Genomic DNA, 22,762 nt, shown 5'->3' on the forward strand with positions numbered 1-22,762 from the left:
AGGCTGACTTTTTGTCCGCACCTCGACAAAATCGCCACGGAAACGTGAACCAGCCCCTCGTCAACGACACCTTCGCGTGAAAAACGCTGGTACGAACGTGGCAACCATTCCACGTTAGAGTGAATACTCTACTCCCCGCGCGCGAGAATCACCCGTTGTCACCCGTGTCGTTCACCAGTTGCACTATCAGTGCGCACCGGCCGTCAAAATGACCCTCAAGGGGGTCGCCGCATCGGCCGCTTCCCGTGACGCATTCGGCCTCACTACCGTCAAGCCGGCCCAATGAACTAAATCCGATTGGCGGTGTGCCGGGTGTCTGTGACCGATTCGGACGTCGAGGTCGAGCGGCATCAGCTCAGCCTGAGCAGGGCTGCGGCGCGGAACCTCGCGACGACCACCAAGTCCGTCCCCCAGATGCAGAACATCACCTCGCGGTGGCTGCTCAAGGTGCTGCCCTGGGTGGAGGCGAAGGGTGGCGCGTTCCGGGTCAACCGCAGGCTCAGCTACGCCATCGGCGACGGCCGGCTGACGTTCACCAACATCGGCGCGGACGTCTCGGTCGTCCCGCAGGAGCTGACCGAACTGCCGCTGCTGCGCGACTACGACGACGTCGAGGCGCTGACCGCGCTCGCCTCGCGCTTCGAGCAGCGGGAGTACCAACCGGGTGACGTGATCGTCGAGCGCGGTCGTCCCCAGGACGCCGTCCACCTCATCGCGCACGGCAGGGTCGACAAGATCGGGCAGGGCGAGTACGGCGCCCAGACCGCGCTCGGCGTGCTGGCCGACGGCGACTACTTCGGCGACCAGGTCCTGGCCGGGCCGCAGGGCGAGTGGGAGTTCACCGTCAAGGCCGTCACGCCGGTCATCGCGCTGGTCCTGCCGTGGGACGTGTTCGAGCGGCTCAACGGCGAGGCCGGCGGCCTGCGGGCGCACATCCAGCACGCGTTCGCGGGCGTGTCCGGCCGGTCCAACCAGCACGGCGAGGCCGAGATCGAGATCGCCTCGGGCCACGACGGCGAGCCGGACCTGCCCGGCACCTACGTCGACTACGAGCTGGCGCCGCGCGAGCTGGAGCTGAGCGTGGCGCAGACCGTGCTGCGGGTCCACAGCCGCGTCGCCGACCTCTACAACCACCCGATGGACCAGGTCGAGCAGCAGTTGCGGCTCACCATCGAGGCGCTGCGCGAGCGCCAGGAGTACGAGATGGTGAACAACCGCGACTTCGGCCTGCTGCACAGCGCCGACCTCAAGCAGCGCATCCACACCCGCAGCGGCCCGCCGACCCCGGACGACCTGGACGAGCTGCTGTCCACGGTGTGGAAGGAGCCGACCGCGTTCCTGGCCCACCCGAGGGTGATCGCGGCGTTCGGCCGGGAGTGCAACAAGCGCGGCGTCTACCCGGACACGATCGACTTCAACGGCCACCACGTCCCCGCGTGGCGCGGTGTCCCCGTCCTGCCGTGCAACAAGATCGCCGTCAGCGAGGCCCGCACCAGCTCGATCCTGCTGCTGCGCGCCGGGGAGCAGAACCAGGGCGTCATCGGCCTGCACCAGACCGGCCTGCCCGACGAGTACCAGCCGGGGCTGAACGTGCGCTTCATGGGCATCAGCGAGAAGGCGATCATCTCCTACCTCGTCAGCGCCTACTACTCCACCGCGATCCTCGTCCCGGACGCCGTCGGCGTGCTGGAGCACGTCCAGATCGGCCGCGAAGACTAGTTCCCCACGACCAGATCGGACACCTGACGTGACCGTGACCGACCCCGGCCTCACCCCTGAGGAGGCCGAGCACCGCCGGCAGAGCCTCGGCCCCGCGGCCGCGCGGAACCTGGCGAGCACGACCAAGTCCACGCCCCAGATGCAGGGCATCTCGCCCCGCTGGCTGCTGCGCAAGCTGCCGTGGGTGACCACCCAGGCGGGCACCTACCGGGTGAACCGCCGCCTCACCTACGCCGTCGGCGACGGCCGGGTGACCTTCATCAGCACCGGCGCCGACATCCGGGTCATCCCGCAGGAGCTGCGGGAGCTGCCCGTGCTGCGCGACCTCCCCGACGACGACGTGCTGGTCGCGCTGGCGGAGCGGTTCGAGCAGCGCCGGTACGAGCCCGGCGACGTGCTGGCCGAGTTCGGCGGCCTGGCCGACGAGGTCTTCCTCATCGCCCACGGCAAGGTCCAGCAGGTCGGCCGCGGCGAGTACGGCGACCAGACCGTGCTGGACACCATGGCCGACGGCGAGCACTTCGGCTCCGACGCGCTGACCGGCGGCGAGGCGACCTGGGGGCACACCTTCCGGGCGGTCACCCCGGTGATCGCGCTGGTGCTGCGCCAGGAGGCGGTCCAGCGGCTCAACGGCCGGGCCGACGTGCTGCGCGAGCACGTCGAGGCGCTGGTCCGCGCCGGCGGCAAGCCGCAGAACAAGCACGGCGAGGCGGACATCGAGATCGCCTCGGGCCACGAGGGCGAGCCCGACCTGCCCGCGACGTTCGTGGACTACGAACTCGCGCCGCGGGAGTACGAGCTGGAGGTGGCCCAGACCGTGCTGCGCGTGCACACCCGCGTGGCGGACCTCTACAACCACCCGATGAACCAGACCGAGCAGCAGTTGCGGTTGACCATCGAGGCGCTGCGCGAGCGCCAGGAGTACGAGATGATCAACAACCGGCGCATCGGCCTGCTCCACAACGCCGAGCTCAAGCAGCGCATCCACACCCGCACCGGGCCGCCGACCCCCGACGACCTGGACGAACTGCTGTCCCGCCGGCGCAAGACCGCGTTCATGCTGGCCCACCCCCGCGCCATCGCGGCGTTCGGGCGCGAGGTCAGCAAGCGGGGCCTCTACCCCGGCACGACCAACGTCGACGGCACGCAGGTGCTCACCTGGCGGGGCGTCCCGCTGTTCCCGTCGAACAAGATCCCGATCAGCGATCGCGGCGCCAGCTCCATCATCGCGATGCGCGTGGGCGAGCAGGACAGCGGCGTGGTCGGACTGCACCAGCCGGGGCTGCCCGACGAGGTGCAGCCGGGGATCAACGCCCGGTTCATGGGCATCAGCGAGAAGGCGATCGTGTCGTACCTGGTCAGCGCATACTACTCGGTGGCCGTGCTGGTCCCGGACGCGCTGGGCGTGTTGGAGAACGTGGAGATCGGTCGGTCGTAGTCCCGCCGGTTCGACGGCAGCCGGGCCCGCCGCGCCCGGCTGCCGTACCCCCGCCCGCACCGCGGGCGCATCCCCCGAACAGGAGCTGTGGCGATGACCGACCTGGACGTGAGCCCCGCGCACCGGTCCGCGCGCGAGGTGCTGAGCTGGAGCCGTGCCGGGGTCGACCCGGCGTTGCGGGCCGCGGTGGACCGGCTGCCCGAGTCGATGCGGGGGATCGCGGGCTACCACTTCGGGTGGTGGGACGAGCACGGCAGGCCCGCCGGCGCGGACGCGGGCAAGGCCATCCGGCCGGCGCTGGCGCTGCTGGGCGCGCGGGCCGTCGGGGGCTCGGTGGAGCAGGCGCTGCCCGCGGCGGTGGCGGTGGAGCTGGTGCACAACTTCTCGCTGCTGCACGACGACGTGATGGACGGCGACACCACCCGGCGGCACCGGCCCACGGCGTGGAGCGTGTTCGGCGTCAACCCGGCCGTGCTGGCGGGAGACTCGCTGCTCACCCTCTCCCTGGACGTGCTCGCGGGCAGCGGGAACCCGGCCGCGCAGCAGGGCATCCGGGTGCTGTCGACCGCGGTGCAGCAGCTGCTGGACGGGCAGAGCGCGGACCTGGCGTTCGAGGAGCGCGGTGACGTGCGGCTGGCCGAGTGCGTGCGCATGGCCGAGTGCAAGACCGGGTCGCTGCTCGGCGCGGCCTGCGCGCTGGGCGCGCTGTTCGGCGGCGGGCGACCGGACCAGGTGGAGCACCTGCGGTCGTTCGGCGAGCGGATGGGGCTGGCGTTCCAGTTCGTGGACGACCTGCTCGGCATCTGGGGCGACCCCGAGGTGACCGGCAAGCCGGTGTTCTCCGACCTCCAGAACCGCAAGAAGTCGCTGCCGGTGGTGGCGGCGCTGACCTCGGACACGGCCGCCGCGCGGGAGCTGGACGAGCTCTACCACGCGGACCGGCAGCTGACCGGGGCCGACCTGGCGCGCGCGGCCGACCTGATCGAGGTGTCCGGCGCGCGGGCGTGGAGCCAGGGCCGGGCCGACCACCTGCTGGCGCGGGCCCGGGTCCACCTGCGGGCGGCCGAGCCGGCGGAGTCGGCGGCGCGGGAGCTGGACGCCGTGGCGCGCCTGGCCACGCGCCGCGACCGCTGAACCGCTGAACTCCGGGCCCCGTCCCCCGGAGCCCGGACCCCGTCCCCACCGCACCACCCCGCACTGTCCCCACCGCACCGCCCCCGCACCGTCCCCACCGCACCGCCCCCGCCCCACTCGCGTTCCCTCGCCGAGGAGCCGTGCCCATGGTCCTTCCCGTTGTGCTGCTCGCGTCGCCCCGGTCGTTCTGCGCCGGGGTGGAACGGGCCATCGACATCGTCGACCGGCTGCTCGACCAGCGCGGCGGGCCGATCCACGTGCGCAAGCAGATCGTGCACAACACCCACGTGGTGGCCGACCTGGAGGCGCGCGGCGCGGTCTTCGTCGACGAGCTGGACGAGGTGCCCGACGGCGCGACCGTGGTGTTCTCGGCCCACGGCGTGTCCCCCGCGGTGCGCGAGGAGGCCGCCGGCCGGGGCCTGGAGGTCGTCGACGCGACCTGCCCGCTGGTCACCAAGGTGCACGCGGAGGCCAGGCGGTTCGTCGGTCGCGGCGACACCGTGGTGCTGATCGGGCACGAGGGCCACGAGGAGGTCGAGGGCACGCTCGGCGAGGCGCCCGAGCGGATCGTGCTGGTGGAGAGCGTCGCGGACGTCGAGGCCCTGGACGTGCCCGACCCGGGGCGGGTGTCCTACCTGACCCAGACCACGCTGGCGGTGGACGAGACGGCCGAGGTGCTGGCCGCGCTGCGGGCGAGGTTCCCCGCGCTCAAGGGACCCCCGTCGGCCGACATCTGCTACGCCACCACCAACCGGCAGGAAGCCGTGCGCGAGGTGGCCCACGAGGCCGACCTGGTGCTGGTCGTCGGGTCGGCGAACTCGTCCAACTCGGTGCGGCTGGTGGAGCTGGCCCGCCGGATGGGCACGCCCGCGCACCTCGTCGACGACGCCGCGGACATCCGGCCGGAGTGGCTGGAGGGCGTGCGGGTGGTCGGTCTGAGCGCCGGGGCGTCCGCGCCGCCGCGGCTCGTGGACGAGGTGATCGAGGCGCTGGGCGCGTGGGACGTGCAGGTGCGCGAGACCGCCCGCGAGACCATCCGGTTCACGCTGCCGGCCGCGGTGAGGCCGCGGTGACGCTCCTGGAGGCCATCGCCGGGCCCGGTGACGTGCGGGCCTTAGCCCCCTCGCAGCTGCCCGAGCTGGCGGCGGAGATCCGCCGGTTCCTGGTCGACCGGGTGGGCCGGTCAGGCGGCCACCTGGGGCCGAACCTGGGCGCGGTGGAGCTGACCATCGCGGTGCACCGGGTGTTCGACTCGCCGCACGACGTGCTGCTGTTCGACACCGGGCACCAGACCTACGTGCACAAGGTCCTCACCGGCCGCGCCGACGCCTTCGACGCGCTGCGCCGCGCCGGCGGGCTGTCCGGCTACCCGTCCGCCGCCGAGTCGCCGCACGACGTCATCGAGAACTCGCACGCCTCCACCGCCCTCTCCTACGCCGACGGGCTGGCCAGGGGGCTGCGGCTGCGCGGCTCGGACCGGCGCGTGGTGGCGGTCGTCGGCGACGGCGCGCTGACCGGCGGCATGGCGTGGGAGGCGCTGAACAACCTCGCGGGCGCCCGGCACCCGGTGGTGGTCGTGCTCAACGACAACGGCCGCTCGTACGCGCCGACCGCGGGCGGCCTGGCCGGGCACCTGGCGGAGCTGCGCGCCGGCCGCGGGCCCGCGCTGTTCGAGGCCCTGGGCCTGCCCTACCTCGGCCCGGTGGACGGGCACGACGCGGTCGCGGTGGAGCGGGCGCTGGTCGAGGCCGTCGCGCTGGGGCGGCCGGTGGTGGTGCACTGCGTGACGCGCAAGGGCGAGGGCCACCCGCCCGCCGAGCGGGACCTGGTCGACCACCAGCACGCGGTGTCGCCGAGCGGGTCGCGCGGCGGGGTCACCTGGACCGACGTGTTCGGCGACGAGATCGCCCGCATCGGCGAGCAGCGGGACGACGTGGTGTGCGTGACCGCCGCCATGCGCGGCCCGACCGGGCTGGACGGGTTCGCCCGCCGGTTCCCGGAGCGCACCTTCGACGTGGGCATCGCGGAGCAGCACGCGGTCACCTCGGCGGCGGGCCTGGCGCTGGCCGGGATGCACCCGGTGGTCGCGGTCTACGCCACGTTCCTGTCCCGCGCGTTCGACCAGGTGCTGCTGGACGTGGCGCTGCACCGGCTGCCCGTGACGTTCGTGCTCGACCGCGCCGGGGTCACCGGACCGGACGGGCCCAGCCACCACGGCATGTGGGACGCCTCGGTGCTGCCGGTCGTGCCCGGCCTGCGGCTGGCCGCGCCGCGCGACCCGGCCCGGTTGCGGGAGGCGCTGCGCGAGGCCGTCGCCGTGGAGGACGGCCCGACCGCCGTCCGCTACCCGAAGGCCAAGGCGTCGGCCGACATCCCGGCGCTGCGCCGGGAGGGCCGCTGCGACGTGCTGCGCGAGGAGCCCGGCGCGGAGGGCCTGATCGTCGCGGTCGGCCCGATGGCCGGGCCGTGCCTGGCCGCGGCCGAGGAGCTGGCCCGGCAGGGCGTGCCGGTCACCGTGGTCGACCCCCGCTGGACCGCGCCGCTGGACCCGGACCTGGTCCGGCTGGCCGCCGGGCACCGGCTCGTGCTGGCGGTGGAGGACACCACCACCCCCGGCGCCCTCGGCGGCCGGCTGGCGCAGGCGTTGGCCCTGGTGGGCGCGCCGACGCGGGTCGGCACCTACGCGCTGCCCGCGGGCTTCCTGCCGCACGGCACGCGCGAGGAGATCCTGCGCGCGCACGGCCTCGACGCGGCCGGCATCGCCACCACCGTCCTCAAACGACTCGGGGAGCACAGTTGACCGCCCTTCAGCTCGCCCCGCCCGCACGGCGGCGCAGGACGTCCCGCAGGCTCGACGTCGGCGGGGTGCCCGTCGGCGGCGACGCGCCGGTGAGCGTGCAGTCGATGACGACCACGCCGACCGCGGACGTGGAGGCCACGCTGCGGCAGATCGCGGAGCTGACCGCCGCCGGGTGCGAGATCGTCCGCGTCGCCGTGCCGTCGCAGGACGACGCGGACGCCCTGCCCGCCATCGCCCGCAAGTCGCCCATCCCGGTGGTCGCCGACATCCACTTCCAACCCCGCTACGTCTTCGCCGCGATCGACGCCGGGTGCGCGGCGGTGCGGGTCAACCCCGGCAACATCCGCAGGTTCGACGACCGGGTCGGGGAGATCGCGCGCGCCGCGGCAGGCGCGGGCGTGCCCATCCGCATCGGCGTGAACGCCGGCTCGCTGGACCAGCGGCTCTACGACAAGCACGGCGGGGCGACGCCCGAGGCGCTGGTGGAGTCGGCGCTGTGGGAGTGCTCCCTGTTCGAGGAGCACGGCTTCACCGACCTCAAGATCTCGGTCAAGCACCACGACCCGCTGGTCGTGATCTCCGCCTACCGGCAGCTGGCCCGCGCCTGCGACTACCCGCTGCACCTGGGCGTCACCGAGGCCGGGCCGCTGGTGCAGGGCACGGTCAAGTCCTCGGTGGCCTTCGGCGTGCTGCTGTCGGAGGGCATCGGCGACACCATCCGGGTCTCGCTGTCGGCGCCGCCGGTCGAGGAGGTCAAGGCGGGCGCGCAGATCCTGGCGTCGCTCGGGCTGCGGCCGCGCAAGCTGGAGATCGTGTCCTGCCCCTCCTGCGGACGGGCCCAGGTCGACGTGTACCGGCTGGCCGAGCAGGTGACCGCCGCGTTCGAGGGCTTTCCGGAACCGCTGCGGGTCGCGGTGATGGGGTGCGTGGTCAACGGGCCCGGGGAGGCCAGGGAGGCGGACCTCGGCGTGTCGTCGGGCAACGGGAAGGGGCAGATCTTCGTGCGCGGGCGGGTGGTGCGGACCGTGCCCGAGTCCGGGATCGTCGAGGCCCTGCTGGAGGAGGCGCTCAAGCTGGGCGACGAGGGGTAGTGGTTCGGCGCCGGCCCGGCACACCCCCGGTCCGGCCCCGCCCTCTAGCCCCGCCCTCCAGCCCCGCCCTCCAGCCCCGCCCTCCAGCCCCGCCCTCCAGCCCCGCCCTCCGGTCCGGCCTGCCAGTCCGGCCTTTCGGGACGGGTCGCCGGAGGACAGTCGGTGGACGAACCTCAAACCTTCGTCAACAACCGTTGTGGGAGCGCTCCACCGGTGCCTAGCGTCGGGCCCGTGATCACGAACCCGACCCCCATCGGTTAGTCCTGGTTGTTCCCAACGGCGCCCGGGACCCCCGTCCCGGGCGAACCAGGGGGAAACACGGGGCGACCGTTCGATGATGGGATGGCTTCCGAGGGGTTCAGACACCCCGCGAGAACGGTCGAACACACACCGTCGCAGCCCTGTCGAATTCCTCCCACATCCTGGGAAATTCGAGACAGAATGCCTGATCAACCGTATGGTCGGGTGCCGTCAGCGCCCCTGACCACAGACGAGTGAAGATCACTTCCGACCGCTTCGAGGAGCTGGTGTGTCTACCCTCCGGGTACGCCCGTACACCAGAACCGGCGGCCGCACGCATTCCGCGCGGACGCTGGCCATCGAGACGATCGTGTCCACGAACGAGCGGATCGACCGGGACGCCCTGACCTCGACCGCCGAGCACCGCGCGATCAGCGACCTGTGCCGCAACCCGCACTCGGTGGCGGAGGTCGCGGCGCGGCTGCGGCTGCCGCTCGGCGTGGCGCGGGTGCTGCTCGCGGACATGTCCGAACTGAGCCTGATCACCGTGCACCAGGGCGAACCGATCGACGCCGAGGGCAGGCCGTCGATGGACCTCATGGAGCGGGTCCTGGCCGGCCTGCGCGGCATCTGACCCCGCACCCCGCACCGTAAGCCGCCCGCACCCGCCTCCGCGCCGTAGGCGCCCCGCACCCGCGCTACACCGCGTCCGACCGCTCCCGGACCGCCCGCACCACAGCGGCCATGTCCTCCTTGCCGTACCCCAGCTCCTCGGTGCGGGTGAACAGCTCCAGGCACACGTCCAGCAGCGGCGAGGCGATGGCGGCGGCCCGAGCCGCGTCGGCGATCAGGCGGTTGTTCATCAGCACGTCGGCGATCGCCGCCTGCGCCCCGAAGTCACCGGCCAGCAGCTTGCCGGTCTTGGCCCGGGACACCTTGCTCGACATCGGCCCCGAGTCCAGCACCTCGACCAGCTTGCCGAGGTCCAACTCGTGCCGCTCGGCGAAGTGGAACGACTCGACCAGGCCGGTGGTCATGGTGATCAGGAACAGGTTCACCGCCAGCTTCATCAGCAGCGCCTTGGGCGCCTCGCCGCACTCGACCACGTTCGAGCACATCGACCCGACGACCTCGCGCACCCGTGCGACGGCCTCGGGCTCACCGGCCAGCATGGCGACCAGCTCACCCGCCTCGGCCGGACCGCGCGAGCCGGACACCGGCGCCTCGACGTAGTGGCCGCCCGCCGCCCGCACGTCGGCTTCGAGGCCGTGGGAGAAGCCGGGCGACGTGGTGCCCATGTGCACGAGCGTGCGACCGGCCACCTTGCCCGCGAAGCCAGGGCCGCCGCGCTCCAGCACGGCGTCGATCGCGGCCTCGTTCGCCAACATCACGATGACCAGCTCGGCCCGCCGGAACACCTCCCCCACCTCGTCCACGACCAGCGCGCCGGCCTCTCGCAGCGGCTCGCACCGGTGCGGCGACCGGTTCCACACCACCAGCGGCCGCCCGGCACGCGCCAGGTTGAGGGCCATCGGCTGACCCATGATCCCGAGCCCGACGAAACCGACCTCCACCACGACCTCCCGGTCCACCCCGGCGACGCCCGAGCGCCGCCTCCCACTCCATCCCACTCCCCCACATCCCCGCCGTCTTGAACGCTGGTGCGCCACAACCGCCGACCTCGGCCCTCCCAACCGCACAACACACGCGAGTCGTACGTTCAGCCCCCGCGAGTCGTACGTTCAGGACCCCCGAGTTCAGCGTTCAGGGTCCCCCGGTCGGGTCAGGAGGTGGCGGGGCGGCAGACCAGGGTTGCACCAGACCTGGTGTCACGTTCGCTTGTCGTTGGCTGCCAACGGTTTCACGTACCGGGCGGGCCTGGTGCCACGCCGCGAGTACGGCCGGGTCACTGGAACGGCGTGGGGTACCAGAAGGTCGGTTCGGCTCCCGGCCTCCACCGCGCTGACCAACATCAACACTGGTGCGTCACGAACGTTGAACTCGGGGGTCGCGAACGTACGACACGGTGGTCCTGAACGTACGACTCGCGCGCGTGTCGAACACTCGAGCCGCGCGTGTCGTACGTTCAGGGAGCCTGAGTTCGGGGGTCGGGAGCCCCTGGTTGGGTTACTGGGTGGTGGGTAGGCGGACCAGGGTGGTGCCGGTTTTGGTGTCGCGGATCGTGAACTCCGCGATCTCGTGCCAGCGCAGGCCCACTGCCGCCTGGAGGTGGGCCGGGTCGCGGTCGGGGGTCGGGGACGAGGCCAGCCAGGAGCCCAGGACCATCGTCTCGCCGGTCTTGGACTTGGCGATCAGCTCGCACCTGGTCGGGCCCTGGGCACCCTTGACCTCCAGCTCCAGGGACATGCCCCAGCGCTGCGGGGTCGCGACGAGGTCGGCGGACACGCCGGTCGTCGTGTCGGTCCTGGTGAGCCTGCCGGAGGCGTCCGGCGCGTCCTTGGCCACGTTGGTCTGCGCCGGGACCGACGTGGTGGACCCGGCGACCCGGTCGGTCGGCGCGGCGACGTAGACCGACACGACCGCGGTCAGCACGACCAGCAGCACGGCGGCGGCCGCCGCCGCCAGCACCGCGTTCCGGCGCTTGCGCGCGCGGAGGTCCGAGACGTTGTCCAGCATGGCGCGCACCGAGCGGCCGTCGGGCCGCTCCCCCGTTCCGGCGCGCAGCAGGCCGTTGGCGTTCGCCTCGTCGAGCAGGTCGGGCAGCTGGGCGAAATCACGCAGGTCGAGCGCGCACCGCCGGCACTGGGCCAGGTGGTTCTCGAAGGCGTCGACCTCGTCCTCGTCCAACACCCCGAGGACGTACGCCGCCACGTCGATGTGCTCCGTAGGCGATGTCACGCGCGTCAGCCCCGATCCTGCAACGCCCGCCGCAAGGCGCGGAGCGCGTAGTACACCCTGGATTTCACCGTGCCCGGCGGCACCCCGAGCACCGCTGCGGCCTCCCCGACGGTCCGGTCCCTCAAGTACGTTTCGAGAATAGCCTCCCGGTGCTCCTCGGTCAGTCCGTTCATCGCTTCGGCCACAACTATCGCCGACAGGGTGCGGTCGGCCTCGTCCCGCACCGGGGCTTCGTCCGACGGCGTCAACTCCGACTCCTGCGGTCTGACGCTCCGCTTCCGACGGTCGTCGATGACCAGTCGCCGGGCGACGGTGAACAGCCAGGAGCGCAGCAGGACGGGGTCCCGCTCCAGCTTCTCGGCGTTCCGCCACGCCCGCACGAGCGTCTCCTGGACGATGTCCTCTGCCCACTGCCGGTCGCTGCCGGTCAGTCTCATGGCATGTCCGAGCAGCGCGCTGCCGAACTCCTGGTAGAGCCTGCGGATCAGCTCGTCTTCCGGGCTCGCGTCCGGCCAGGTGCGTTCTCTTTGGGGGGAAGTGCTGCGTCTGTGCCGCGCCACGCCGTGCATCCAAGCGCGCCGGGTGCTTCCGCGTCGAGGGTTTGGCCGCAAAAAAAGTGGTTGATTTGTTCGTGAACCGTCACCGCATCGTGTCCGTACTTCCCGGTATCCGCTTCAACGGTCAGGACCCGACCACCCGGTCCTTGCGCCTTGTGGCGGATCCCGCCAGCAGGAGAAAGGACCAATGATGCCCAGTCGACGTACCCGAAAGGCGTTGCTGCTGGTTCCGGCAGCCGCGGCGTTGCTGCTGGTCAGCGCCTGTGGCGCGACCGGCACCGGTACCGCGGGCGGCCAGGGTGGGGCGGCCGGCGCCAACTCCGGCACGACGACTCTCCAGCAGAACCCGGAATTCGGCAAGGAGCCCCACCAGCTGCTGCTGGCGACCGAGTCCAAGCAGGTCGGGTGGTTCGTGGCGGACGCGGGCGGGTTCGCCCTCTACCGCTTCGACAAGGACACCGCGAAACCGTCGAAGTCCACTTGCGACGCGGCGTGCCTGGAGCAGTGGCCGCCGGTGCTGGTCGGGGAGCACACCATGACCTCCGGGGTGGACCCGACGCTGGTCGGTTCGGTGGCCCGGACCGACGGCCGGCGGCAGGTCACGCTCGCCGGGTGGCCCCTCTACCGGTACGCGGGCGACAAGAAGGCCGGCGACCTGACCGGCCAGGGCCGGAACGGCACCTGGTTCGCGGTGACGCCGGAGGGCAAGAAGGCGCAGGCGAACGACGGTGCCACGGCCGGCGACGCGGACGCGGACGAGGGCTCCGGCTCCGGCACGGGAGCCGGTGAGGCCGACGCCGAGCCCGACACCGACACGGGCACGGGCACGGGCACGGGCGACGGCTACTGAAGACCACCCCGACCACCACCACGGCGACCAGGACGAGAAGACCCATGTCAGCCAAGCGTTTCGCGGCGTTCGCGCTGGCCCTGCACCTGCTGCTCCTGTCCGGTTCGACCGGTGTCGCGCACGCGGACGACCCGGCCGACGCGGGCCCGGTCCAGCAGACCCCGCTCGGCCCGATCACCGCGCTGGACGAGGACCTGCTGGTCAAGGTGCGGCTGGCGGGCCTGTGGGAGATGCCCATGGGCGAGGAGGCGCAGACCCGCGCCGCCAGCCGGCGGGTCAAGGACGTCGGGCAGCAGCTGGCGAGCGACCACGAGTTCCTCGACGAGCGGGTGGTGCGGCTGGCGTCCCAGATGGGGGTGGAGCTGCCCGCCGAGGCCAACGCCGACCAGCAGTCGTGGATGGCGGAGATGCGCTCGCGCACCGGCGCCGCGTTCGACGACTCGTTCGCCAACCGGCTGCGCGCCGCCCACGGCTCGATCTTCCCGGTCATCGGCACGGTCCGGGCGAACACCCGCAACGAGGCCATCCGGCAGTTCGCCCAGATCTGCAACCAGATCGTGCTCAAGCACATGACGCTGCTGGAGAGCACGAACATGGTCACCGACACGGGACTGTCCAAACCGGTGGCAGCGGGCGCGGTGAACCAGGTGAACCAGGCGGCGTCCGCCGCGGACCCGGTGCGCGCCGCGCAGGTGGTCCCCACGAACAACCCCAGTCCCCTCGTCGTGCTCCTCATCTGCCTGGCAGGCGTGGTGGTGACGATCGGCGTCCTGCGCCTGCTGCGGCCCCGCGGCGACGTCAGGTGAAAGGAGGTGGTGGCCGGACGGACGGACACCACGGCTCGAACCGTTCCGGAGACCTACCGAACCCCTCGACCCGCCCGGCCGCCGTGACCACTCCTGCACGGCGGCCGGACGGGTCGCAGCCCCACCGCCTGAGAGTCCTCCCCCGCCATCTCGGAGGTAAGTCCCGTGCTCTCCCAGGTTCCGCTGCTGGTCGCCCAGGCGACCGGCGGCGACCACGACGCCGGTGTGCGCCACGTCGCCCAGATCTCGGCGCGCCTGGCCTACGTGTTCATGTGCGCCACCCTGTGCTGGGGCGTGCTGATCGCGACCGGCTGGGCCAACAAGATCACCGGTAGGCAGGGCCTGCGCAACAGCCACATGGTGCTGGCGACGCTGGCCCTGGCCTTCGCCTCGCTCCACGCGTTCGCGTTCACCCTGCTGCGGCTCGGCGCGTTCTCGTACCTCCGGCTCGTGGTGCCCTTCGCCGACGGCGGCCCGCTCCGGCACGCCCTGGGCATCGCGGCGCTGGAGCTGATGCTGGCCATCGCGTTCACCGCGGGCCTGCGCAAGAAGATCTACTACCGGAAGTGGCTGCGCGGGCACCAGCTGGCCTACGCCGCGGTCGCGCTCGGGGTGGTCCACTCCTGGTTCGGCGCGATCGCCAACGGCACGTTCTCCGTGCTGTGGCTGGCCGGTCTCACCGTCCTCGTCCCGACCGCGACCATCGCCATCGCCCGCTTCCTGCCGCCGGACGTGCTGGTGAAGCTGGGGATGCTGGAGCCGGAGCCCGGGTTCGAGCCCGAGCCCGACGGCGCGGGCGGCAGCGCGCTCGACATCAGCGTGGACAACGAGCGCTGCCACCGCTACGGCATCTGCCAGGCCGAGGCGCCGGGGCTGTTCCAGCTGGTCGACGACGAGCGCCTGCGCTACGAGCGCAGGCCGCCGCCCGAGCAGTTCGCCAAGGCGCGGGCCGCCGCCCGCGCGTGCCCGATGCGCGCGATCGAGCTGCGGGAGCGTGTGCGGTGAAGAACGAGGAACGGGTGGTCATCGCGGGCGGCGGGCTGGCCGGCCTGCGCGCGGGCGAGCGGTTGCGGGAGCTGGGCTTCCGCGGCGAGATCGTGATCGTGAGCGCGGAGCGGCACCTGCCCTACCACCGGCCCGCGCTGTCCAAGGAGGCCATCAACGGCGAGCTGACGGCGTCGGACCTGCGGCTGACCATCAGCCGCGAGCTGAACGCGATCTGGCGGCTGGGCACGTCCGCGACCCACCTGGAGCCCGACCGGCACGTGGTCGGGCTGCCCGGCGGTGAGGAGCTGAAGTACGACGGGCTGGTCATCGCGACCGGGGTCGAGCCGCGCCACCTCGCGGGCGCGCCGCGGCAGGACCCGCGCATCCACGTGCTGCGCACCGTGGACGACGCCGTCGCGATCAAGCGGGCGATCAACTCCACGCAGGGGCTGGTCGTGGTGATCGGCGGCGGCCTGATCGGGTGCGAGATGGCCGCGTCGGTGAAGGCGATGGGCCGTGACGTCGCCATCGTGAGCAGGTCGTCCACGCTGCTGGGCAGCGCGGTCGGCAAGAACATCGCCGAGACGGTCACCGAAGCGCACCGGGTGCGGGGCGTGCGGATGGCGATGGGCGTGAAGATCCGGCACTGGGTGCGCCAGGCGGGCGGGGTGGCGATCCACCTGTCCGACGGGCAGGTGTTCTTCGCCGCGGTCGTGGTGATCGCGGTGGGCGCCTCCCCGTCGATCCACTGGTTGCGCGGGTCGGGTCTGGTGCTGGAGGACGGGGTGCTGTGCGACCCCACGTGCCACGTGGTCGGCGCGACCGACGTCGTGGCCGCGGGTGACGTCGCGCGGTGGCCCAACCTCCGGTTCGGTGGACAACCGCGTCGGGTCGAGCACTGGCTCAACGCGGTGGAGATGGGGCGGGCGGCCGCGGAGAACCTGTTGGCGGGCAGGGAGAACTCGCGGCCGTTCACCCCTGTCCCCCGGTTCTGGACCGAGCAGTACGGGATGCGCATCCAGGGGTCGGGCATCCCCGCGCTCGGCAAGGACACCACGACGCTGGCCGGGTCCCAGAAGGACCACCGGACCATCACCGGCTTCGTCCAGGACGGCCGCCTGGTGGGGATGGTCGGCCTGGACGCGCCCACCGCGATGATCAAGCTGTCCACGGAGCTGTGGCGGCAGAACCGGGTGGCCGAGGGCGGACCGCCGCGCGGCGGTCCGCAGCACCTGGCCCCGCCCGAGCGCCTGGCGGACCGCGGTCGCGAGCCGGAGCGGGCCGCACCGGCGGCGTGGGCCCGGCCCCACGAGCCGGGCCGGCCCTACGAGCCGGCGCGGTTCGACGCGCAGGTCCCCCGGCAGCAGCAGGAGTCGCAGCCGCTGCCGGTGCCCGCGCACGCGCCCGTGGTGCGCACGCGCGGGTATGGCGGCAGGCCGCTGGCCCGCACCGGACCACGCGCCCGACCCCGCTGAGGAGCGGGGAGTAGACCACCGGACCGGTCGACCAAGGCCCGACCGAACACCACCCCGGTTCCCCGGGGTGACACCCGAAGAGGGGGTTTCGCACGCCGACGGCCGGTTCGGACCGGATCGCACCCCGGTGTCCGGACATCTGTTACCTCGATGCCGTGTCGCCGTAACGCCGGCCACCAAGCATTCCCTCCCATGGCGAACCGGAGTGGAGTCACCGTCGTCGGGATCCCGGCCCGCGACGAGGCGCGCACGGTCGGCGCGGTGGCCACGGCCGCCGACGCCGGCCTGCACCTCGCTTTTCCCGGGGGCGCGAACGTGGTGGTGCTGGCCGAGAACGGCAGCACCGACGACACGGTTCGGCGCTTCACCGAGACACCGCTGCGCAGCCGCAAGGTGGTGGCGCGCTCCGGCGGCGAGGGCACCGGCAAGGGCACGAACGTGTTCGCGATCGTGGAGCGGGCGCTCGACCTCGACGCGGACCGACTGCTCCTGCTCGACGCGGACGTGCGGTCCACCGAACCCCGGTGGATCTCGGCCCTGGCCGACGCGGTGGACCACGACGAGCCGACGCTCGCCGTGCCCTCCTACCGGCGCAACCGGTTCGAGGCCAACACGACCAACCACCTGGCCAGCCCGCTGCTGGCGGCCGTGTTCGGGGTGCACGTGCAGCAGCCCATCGGCGGCGAGTTCGCGTTCAACCGGGCGTTCCTGGAACGGGCGCGCACCTGGCCCCGGCCGGACAGCGCGTACCTGTACGGCATCGACGTGTGGCTGACCGCGAACGCGCTGCGCGAGCACCTGCGCGTGGTGGAGGTGCCGCTGGGCCGCAAGCTGCACAACTCGCCGTTCCCGAAGATCCTGCGGTTGCCGCAGCAGGTGCTGGACTCGCTGTTCCACGTCGTGCTGCGGACCGACGCGGTGCGCTCCCCCGGTCCGACCGCCCCGGCGGCGCGGGCCGCGGTGGACGGCGCGTCGGCGCCGCAGGACCCGGCGGTGGTGTCGCGGGTGGCGGAGTGCGTGGCGCGGTACCTGGAGGCGCACCGGGGCGACGTGCGGCGGCTGTTCCCGTCGGCCGCCGCGGCGGGTCCCGCGCCGTGGGGGCTGCGGATGACCGGGGAGCACTGGCCGCACGTGCTGGCCGACGCGCTGGCGGCGGTGGCGGGCGGTCGGTTCGAGGCGGCCCGGGACCACCTGGTGGCGCTGTACGTGAACCGGGTGCTGACCTTCTGGGAGGAGATCGACGGGCTGGGCGACGGCGAGATCGACGGACTGCTGGACCGGCAGGCGGCGGGGACCGTGCGCGCGGTGCGGGACCGGGGGATCGCGCTGGGCGGGCGGACCGGGCCGGGCAGGTTCGACGTGCGCCACTGGGCGGGGTACAACGACGTCTCGCCGGCCTGGAGCGTGCCCGCGTGACGCCCGCCGGGAAGATCCTTCTGTTCACAAACTATTTCTCATGTGTGAAAACTTCGGACATCGAGGACAGATTGACTTAAGTTTTCAACATCCGCCAGGCTCCAGGTCCCCTGCACCTCAACGGTCTGGAGGTCCTCGTGCCCCGACTCCTGTCCTACCTCGCCTCGTTGGCGCTGGTCGCCGCCGTGCTCGTGCTCGGCGGCGGCACGGCGCAAGCCGACGGCTGCTACACGTGGAACCGAACCCTCTCCCAGGGCGCGTCCGGTGAGGACGTCCGGCAGTTGCAGATCCGCCTGGCCGGTTACCCCGGCTCCGGCGCGGTGCTCGGCATCGACGGCCAGTTCGGCCCCGCGACGAGGTCCGCGCTGGTCCGCTTCCAGCAGGCGTACGGCCTGGGGGCGGACGGCGTGGCGGGCAGCGCGACCTACTCGCGCATCTACGCCCTCCAGGACGACGACTGCACCCCGGTCAACTTCTCCTACGCCGAGCTGAACAACTGCAACTCCGACTGGTCGGGCGGCCGGGTGTCGGCGGCCACGGCCCGGTTCAACGCGCTGGTGTCGATGTGGAAGCTCCAGGCCATGCGGCACGCGCTGGGCGACCAGTCGATCCGCGTCACCAGCGGTTTCCGCAGCGTGGCGTGCAACAACGCGGCGGGCGGAGCCTCGGACTCCCGGCACCTCTACGGTGACGCGGTGGACCTCGGGGTGAGCCCGCACTCGCTGTGCCGACTGGCGCAGCAGGCCCGCAACCACGGCTTCAACGGCATCCTCGGCCCCGGCTACCCGGGCCACAACGACCACACCCACGTCGACCACCGGGGCAGCCGCTTCTGGTCGGCCCCCTCCTGCGGCATCTGAACCGAGACGCCCGACCGGGGGCCCGTCGCGCACGCGGCGGGCCCCTTCCGGTCGAAAGGGTCCGGCGGTGGGGTGACCGCCGTCGGCGTCGGGGCGGGAAGGGACCGGAAGTTCCCGGCGCGCCGCCTACCATGGGGGCGTGATCCTCGTAGCCGTCGTGCTCACCCTGCTGGGCGCGGGCACCCTGCTGTGGCGTGACGCCGACCTGCTCGGGCTACCCCCGGTGGTCGCCGGACTCGGCCTGCTCGCGCTGGGCGTGGGCGCCGGCGTGCTGTGGTCCGTCCGCCGCCGCCGCAGGTGGGAGCGCGACGGCGAACCCCGGCCGGTCGGCAACGTCCTCCAGCGCGCCCGCGCCCTGCCCCGCCTCATCCGGGAGCGCAAGGCGTACGGGCTGCCCGGCACCACCCTGGCCACCTGGGCGTTCGCGCTGGTCTACCTCGTCTCGCCGATCGACGTGCTGCCCGAGCTGCTGCCGCTGATCGGCGTCACCGACGACGCGGGCGTGGCGGTGTGGCTGCTCACCAGCGTGTCCACCGTCGCGGGTCAGTACCTCAACTGGGAGCGCTCGGGCCGCAGGCGCGAACCCCGACCCTGACCCCCGCTCACCGGGTCCCGGGGCCCGGCAGCTCCCGGATACCGGTCAGCAGCCCGGTGATCGCGCCCATGATCCGCGCGGTGGCCTCGTCCAGCACGACCTTGGTCGGCTCCAGCCCGTACAGGTCGGACAGGTCGACCTCCGCGCCCGCCACCACCGACACCCGCCGCCACGGGCGGGGCAGGAACCGGCCGGGCGGCAGCAGTTCCCGCGTGCCCCACTGCGCCACCGGCACCACGGGCGTCCGGGTGGTCAGCGCGACCCGCGCCACGCCGTTCTTGCCCCGCATCGGCCACCCGTCCGGGTCGGAGGTGAACGTCCCCTCGGGGTAGACGATCACGCACTCCCCCTCCTCCAGGGACGTCCGCGCGGCGTCCAGCGCGTGCCCGGCGCGGGCCGTGCCCCGGTCGACGGGGATGTGCCGCCCGGAGGACATCACCCACCCGAGGACCGGCGCCCGCCACAGGCTCGCCTTCGCGAAGTACCGCGGCACCCGACCGGACACCAGCGCGAACGCGGTCAGCGTCACCGGGTCGGCGAACGACAGGTGGTTGGAGGCGAGCAGCACGGGCCCCCGCCGGGGGATGTTGGCCCGGCCGCCCATCCGCATCCGCACGAACAGCACGACCAGCGGCCACAGCAGGTCGATGGCCACCGAGTACCAGAAACCCCGGCCTCGGCGGGGCAGCCGGGCGGTCATCGCCGCCATCCGGTAGAACGTCACGGGGGGGATCTTCGGTCATGGTCGTCGTCCCCGTTCCGGCGACCCGCCGCACCGCGTCACCCGACCCTGATCCAGTTCGACTAATCTCCTCCCCCGTGGCAGGGCTCCCCGCACCGCGCACCGCGGTGGACCGCATCAGCGTGCTGCTCGTCGAGGACGACGAGGGCGATGCCGTGCTGGTCGAAGCCCTCCTGGACGAGGTGGACGCCGACGTCGAGCTGCACCGCGCGCGGACCCTGCGCGAGGCCGAGGTGCTGCTGGCGAAGGTCGACTGCGTGCTGCTCGACCTCGGCCTGCCCGACACCACCGGGCTGGACGGGCTGACCCGGCTGCTCGCGCACCCCGCCCCGGTCGCGATCATCGTCCTCACCGGCCTGAACGACGAGCACCACGGCACCCGCGCGGTGGCCGCGGGCGCGGAGGACTACCTGGTCAAGGGCCAGGTCGACGGGCTGGGCCTGGCCCGCGGCATCCGCTACGCGGTCGGCCGCAAGCACGCCGAGGAGACCCAGCGGCAGCTGCGCGACGAACAGCTGCTCGCGGCGGAGAAGACGCGCCTGGAGCGCGGTCTGCTGCCCTCGTTCATCCTGCACCCCGACGCGCCCGACGTGAAGTTCCGCTACCGGCCCGGCGGCAGCCGGATGCTGCTGGGCGGCGACTTCTTCGACGCGGTCAGCAGGCCGGACGGCACGCTCCAGGTGATCATCGGCGACGTGTGCGGGCACGGCCCGGACGAGGCCGCGCTGGGCGTGTTCCTGCGCATCGCGTGGCGGGCGCTGGTGCTGGCCGACCAGGAGCCGTCGCGGGTGCTGCGCACGCTGCACGAGATCCTGGAGCACGAGCGCCACCAGCCGGGCCTGTTCACCACCGCGTGCATGGTGACCATCTCCCCCGACCGCCGGTGGGCGCGGGTCTACCTGGCCGGCCACCCCGAGCCGATGCTGCTGGTCGGCGACCGCGTGGTGGAGCTGCCCCGGGACCGGGCGGGCCTGCCGCTCGGCGTGCTGCCGGACAGCACGTGGAGCGGCCTGGACGTCCCGCTGCCGCAGGGCTGGTCGATGCTGCTCTACACCGACGGCCTGGTCGAGGGCCGGGTGGTCGGCGACGTCGAGCGGCTCGGCTCGGAACGGCTGATCGAGCTGATCGGGCAGGTCACCGGCGGCGACATCCGCCGGGTCCAGGACCCGGACGTGCTGCTCGACACCCTCATCTCCAGGGTCAAGGAGCTCAACGGCGGGGAACTCGACGACGACATGGCCGTCATGCTGATCTCGGAACAGGACTGATGGACTACCGCACCCGCTGGCCCGCGGCCAGGCTGCTCGTCGCCGCCGTGGCGCTCCTCTTCACCGTCAGCGCGGTGGCGATCGCCAGCCTGGCGATCGCCCTGTCGACCCTGTCCGACGCCCGCCACACGCTGCTCGACCGGATCGCGCCGGCCCGCGACGCGGTGCTGGGCATCGACACCGCGGTGATCAACCAGGAAACCGGCGTGCGCGGGTACCTGCTCAGCGCGAACCGGGCCTTCCTGGAGCCCTACGAGGCCGGCCTGGCGGACGAGTGGAACGCGGTCGAGGACACCAGGCGGCTGGTCGTGCCGATGCGCCCCGACCTGGCCGACGAGATCGACGCCCTGACCCTGCTGTCGGAGCGGTGGCGGTCGGAGTACGCCCGGCCGCTGATCGCCTCGGTCGACTCGTCCGGCAGTCCGGAGGCGCAGCCCGCCGGGTCCCTGCTGGGCAAGGAGCTGTTCGACCAGCTGCGGACGGCCATCAACAGCCTGGTCGGGCAGCTCGACGGTGACGCCGCCGCGGCGCGCACGGACCTGGACGACGTCGCGCGGGACGTGGTGTGGCTGCTCGTCGGCCTGGGCGCGCTGCTGGTGGTGATCATCAGCGGGATCGCGGTGGTGCTGTACCGGATCCTGATCGCGCCGCTGTCCGGCCTGGCGGCCGACGTGCGGCAGGTGTCCACCGGCGACTTCGCCCACGAGGTGCGGGCGGGCGGGCCGCGCGAGGTCGTGATGCTCGGCCAGGACGTGGAGGCCATGCGCTCGCGCATCCTCTCCGACGTCAAGGACCTCCAGCGGTCGAACTCGGAGCTGGAGCAGTTCGCCTACGTCGCCTCGCACGACCTCCAGGAGCCGCTGCGCAAGGTGGCGAGCTTCTGCCAGCTGCTGGAGCGCCGCTACTCCGGTCAGCTCGACGACCGCGGCGAGCAGTACCTGCGGTTCGCGGTGGACGGCGCGAAGCGGATGCAGGTGCTGATCAACGACCTGCTGGCGTTCTCCCGGGTCGGGCGGATCACCCGCGAGCAGACCCTGGTGGACTGCGACGTGCTGGTGGAGCAGGTGATGGACAGCTACTCCGAGGTCATCGAGCGCACCGGCGCGACGGTGGAGGCGGGCGAGCTGCCGACGGTGCTCGGCGAGGAGTCCCTGCTGGGCGGTGTGTTCGGCAACCTGGTCAGCAACGCGCTCAAGTTCCGCGGCGAGGAGCCGCCCCACGTGTCGATCACCGCCGAGCGGACCGGTGACCTCTGGACGTTCACCGTGAAGGACAACGGCATCGGCATCGACACCGAGTACGCTGAACGCATCTTCGTGATCTTCCAACGCCTGCACCACAAGGACGACTACCCCGGCACCGGCATCGGCCTGGCGATGTGCCGGAAGATCATCGAGTACCACGGCGGCACGATCTGGCTGGACACCACCGAGGACACCGGCACCACCTTCAGGTTCACCCTCCCGGCAGTAGAGGACGACGAGCAATGAGCAACCCGCTGAACGTGATCGACGTGCTGCTGGTCGAGGACGACCCGGGTGACGCCCTCATGACGCAGGAGGCGTTCGAGCACCACAAGATCCGCAACCAGCTGCACGTGGTCCGCGACGGCATCGAGGCGCTGGAGTTCCTGCGGCGCGAGGGCCAGTACGCCGACGCGCCCCGGCCGGGCCTGATCCTGCTGGACCTGAACCTGCCGAAGCGGGACGGGCGCGAGGTGCTGGCGGACATCAAGGCCGACGCGTCGCTGCGCACGATCCCGGTGGTGGTGCTGACCACCTCGGAGGCGGAGGAGGACATCCTGCGCAGCTACAACCTGCACGCCAACGCCTACGTCACCAAGCCGGTCGACTTCGACCGGTTCATCGAGGTCGTGCGGCAGATCGACGACTTCTTCGTGACCGTGGTGAAGCTGCCCCGCTAGG

21 protein-coding genes are annotated in these 22,762 nt (G+C 72.5%); 17 read left to right on the top strand and 4 right to left on the bottom strand.

Annotated features, from left to right (window positions below):
- Positions 1-312: 312 nt before the first annotated feature.
- The 7 genes from Q5530_RS08160 (at position 313) to Q5530_RS08190 (ending at position 9,056) form a co-directional block, all read left to right on the top strand.
- A complete protein-coding gene (locus Q5530_RS08160; RefSeq protein ID WP_415361626.1) occupies positions 313-1,719 on the top strand; it encodes a family 2B encapsulin nanocompartment shell protein in 1,407 nt (468 codons plus the stop codon).
- A gap of 28 nt (positions 1,720-1,747) precedes the next feature.
- A complete protein-coding gene (locus Q5530_RS08165; protein WP_415361627.1) occupies positions 1,748-3,157 on the top strand; it encodes a family 2B encapsulin nanocompartment shell protein in 1,410 nt (469 codons plus the stop codon).
- Positions 3,158-3,250: 93 nt separating this feature from the next.
- Entirely contained in the window at positions 3,251-4,291 is a 1,041-nt protein-coding gene (locus tag Q5530_RS08170; protein ID WP_415361628.1) for a family 2 encapsulin nanocompartment cargo protein polyprenyl transferase, read from the top strand.
- A gap of 146 nt (positions 4,292-4,437) precedes the next feature.
- Positions 4,438-5,364, top strand: coding sequence for a 4-hydroxy-3-methylbut-2-enyl diphosphate reductase (locus tag Q5530_RS08175; protein ID WP_415361629.1), 927 nt, complete (start codon positions 4,438-4,440; stop codon positions 5,362-5,364).
- Positions 5,361-7,091 carry a 1-deoxy-D-xylulose-5-phosphate synthase gene (locus Q5530_RS08180; protein WP_415361630.1) on the top strand — a complete coding sequence of 577 codons (1,731 nt, stop codon included), beginning with the start codon at positions 5,361-5,363 and terminating at the stop codon, positions 7,089-7,091. The genes Q5530_RS08175 and Q5530_RS08180 overlap by 4 nt, the downstream gene beginning before the upstream one ends.
- Positions 7,088-8,182, top strand: coding sequence for a flavodoxin-dependent (E)-4-hydroxy-3-methylbut-2-enyl-diphosphate synthase (gene ispG, locus Q5530_RS08185; protein ID WP_380640069.1), 1,095 nt, complete (start codon positions 7,088-7,090; stop codon positions 8,180-8,182). Before Q5530_RS08180 ends, ispG begins: the two co-directional genes overlap by 4 nt.
- Positions 8,183-8,711: 529 nt before the next feature.
- Positions 8,712-9,056: a DUF742 domain-containing protein gene (locus Q5530_RS08190; protein WP_380640071.1), complete on the top strand. Its 345-nt coding sequence runs from the start codon at positions 8,712-8,714 to the stop codon at positions 9,054-9,056.
- 64 nt (positions 9,057-9,120) lie between these two features.
- Here Q5530_RS08190 and Q5530_RS08195 read toward each other — a convergent pair whose 3' ends face one another.
- The 3 genes from Q5530_RS08195 to Q5530_RS08205 form a co-directional block, all read right to left on the bottom strand.
- Positions 9,121-10,053, bottom strand: a complete 933-nt coding sequence (locus tag Q5530_RS08195; RefSeq protein WP_415361632.1) for an NAD(P)-dependent oxidoreductase — start codon at positions 10,051-10,053, stop codon at positions 9,121-9,123.
- Positions 10,054-10,549: 496 nt separating this feature from the next.
- On the bottom strand, positions 10,550-11,281 hold the full coding sequence (locus Q5530_RS08200; RefSeq protein WP_415361633.1) for an anti-sigma factor family protein: 732 nt from the start codon (positions 11,279-11,281) through the stop codon (positions 10,550-10,552).
- 5 nt (positions 11,282-11,286) lie between these two features.
- On the bottom strand, positions 11,287-11,850 hold the full coding sequence (locus tag Q5530_RS08205) for a sigma-70 family RNA polymerase sigma factor (protein WP_415361634.1): 564 nt from the start codon (positions 11,848-11,850) through the stop codon (positions 11,287-11,289).
- Positions 11,851-12,055: 205 nt separating this feature from the next.
- On the opposite strand from Q5530_RS08205, the gene Q5530_RS08210 reads away from it, so the two are divergent.
- From Q5530_RS08210 to Q5530_RS08240, 7 genes are all read left to right on the top strand, one after another.
- Positions 12,056-12,688 (top strand): hypothetical protein, encoded by a 633-nt coding sequence (locus tag Q5530_RS08210; protein ID WP_415361635.1) that lies wholly within the window; start codon positions 12,056-12,058, stop codon positions 12,686-12,688.
- Positions 12,689-12,732: 44 nt separating this feature from the next.
- On the top strand, positions 12,733-13,494 hold the full coding sequence (locus tag Q5530_RS08215; RefSeq protein ID WP_415361636.1) for a DUF4142 domain-containing protein: 762 nt from the start codon (positions 12,733-12,735) through the stop codon (positions 13,492-13,494).
- 165 nt (positions 13,495-13,659) lie between these two features.
- A complete protein-coding gene (locus Q5530_RS08220; RefSeq protein WP_380640082.1) occupies positions 13,660-14,499 on the top strand; it encodes a ferredoxin in 840 nt (279 codons plus the stop codon).
- Positions 14,496-15,956 (top strand): NAD(P)/FAD-dependent oxidoreductase, encoded by a 1,461-nt coding sequence (locus tag Q5530_RS08225; RefSeq protein ID WP_415361637.1) that lies wholly within the window; start codon positions 14,496-14,498, stop codon positions 15,954-15,956. The genes Q5530_RS08220 and Q5530_RS08225 overlap by 4 nt, the downstream gene beginning before the upstream one ends.
- 192 nt (positions 15,957-16,148) lie before the next feature.
- Positions 16,149-17,372, top strand: a complete 1,224-nt coding sequence (locus Q5530_RS08230; protein WP_415361638.1) for a family 2 glycosyl transferase — start codon at positions 16,149-16,151, stop codon at positions 17,370-17,372.
- 167 nt (positions 17,373-17,539) lie between these two features.
- Positions 17,540-18,232, top strand: a complete 693-nt coding sequence (locus Q5530_RS08235; RefSeq protein ID WP_415361686.1) for a D-Ala-D-Ala carboxypeptidase family metallohydrolase — start codon at positions 17,540-17,542, stop codon at positions 18,230-18,232.
- A gap of 139 nt (positions 18,233-18,371) precedes the next feature.
- Positions 18,372-18,827, top strand: a complete 456-nt coding sequence (locus Q5530_RS08240) for a YkvA family protein (RefSeq protein WP_415361639.1) — start codon at positions 18,372-18,374, stop codon at positions 18,825-18,827.
- 7 nt (positions 18,828-18,834) lie between these two features.
- Here the strand turns inward: Q5530_RS08240 and Q5530_RS08245 are convergent, their stop codons facing one another.
- A complete protein-coding gene (locus Q5530_RS08245; RefSeq protein ID WP_415361687.1) occupies positions 18,835-19,536 on the bottom strand; it encodes a lysophospholipid acyltransferase family protein in 702 nt (233 codons plus the stop codon).
- Positions 19,537-19,646: 110 nt separating this feature from the next.
- Between Q5530_RS08245 and Q5530_RS08250 the strand changes: the two genes are divergently transcribed.
- Genes Q5530_RS08250 through Q5530_RS08260 form a run of 3 tightly spaced genes read left to right on the top strand, consistent with a single transcriptional unit; the run spans position 19,647 to position 22,761 of the window.
- Entirely contained in the window at positions 19,647-20,837 is a 1,191-nt protein-coding gene (locus Q5530_RS08250; protein WP_415361640.1) for a PP2C family protein-serine/threonine phosphatase, read from the top strand.
- On the top strand, positions 20,837-22,327 hold the full coding sequence (locus tag Q5530_RS08255; RefSeq protein ID WP_415361641.1) for a sensor histidine kinase: 1,491 nt from the start codon (positions 20,837-20,839) through the stop codon (positions 22,325-22,327). Before Q5530_RS08250 ends, Q5530_RS08255 begins: the two co-directional genes overlap by 1 nt.
- Positions 22,324-22,761 (top strand): response regulator, encoded by a 438-nt coding sequence (locus tag Q5530_RS08260; protein ID WP_344043134.1) that lies wholly within the window; start codon positions 22,324-22,326, stop codon positions 22,759-22,761. The genes Q5530_RS08255 and Q5530_RS08260 overlap by 4 nt, the downstream gene beginning before the upstream one ends.
- Position 22,762 lies beyond the last annotated feature (1 nt).

It is taken from the genome of Saccharothrix sp. BKS2 (assembly GCF_047689505.1).
GTDB classification, from domain to species: domain Bacteria; phylum Actinomycetota; class Actinomycetes; order Mycobacteriales; family Pseudonocardiaceae; genus Actinosynnema; species Actinosynnema lopnurensis.

Coding starts and splice junctions, on each gene's coding strand:
- Q5530_RS08170 (WP_415361628.1), top strand. CDS start 3,251: ATGACCGACCTGGACGTGAGCCCCGCGCACCGGTCCGCGCGCGAGGTG.
- Q5530_RS08175 (WP_415361629.1), top strand. CDS start 4,438: ATGGTCCTTCCCGTTGTGCTGCTCGCGTCGCCCCGGTCGTTCTGCGCC.
- Q5530_RS08205 (WP_415361634.1), bottom strand. CDS start 11,850: ATGCACGGCGTGGCGCGGCACAGACGCAGCACTTCCCCCCAAAGAGAA.
- Q5530_RS08215 (WP_415361636.1), top strand. CDS start 12,733: ATGTCAGCCAAGCGTTTCGCGGCGTTCGCGCTGGCCCTGCACCTGCTG.
- Q5530_RS08230 (WP_415361638.1), top strand. CDS start 16,149: ATGGCGAACCGGAGTGGAGTCACCGTCGTCGGGATCCCGGCCCGCGAC.
- Q5530_RS08245 (WP_415361687.1), bottom strand. CDS start 19,536: ATGGCGGCGATGACCGCCCGGCTGCCCCGCCGAGGCCGGGGTTTCTGG.
- Q5530_RS08255 (WP_415361641.1), top strand. CDS start 20,837: ATGGACTACCGCACCCGCTGGCCCGCGGCCAGGCTGCTCGTCGCCGCC.
- Q5530_RS08260 (WP_344043134.1), top strand. CDS start 22,324: ATGAGCAACCCGCTGAACGTGATCGACGTGCTGCTGGTCGAGGACGAC.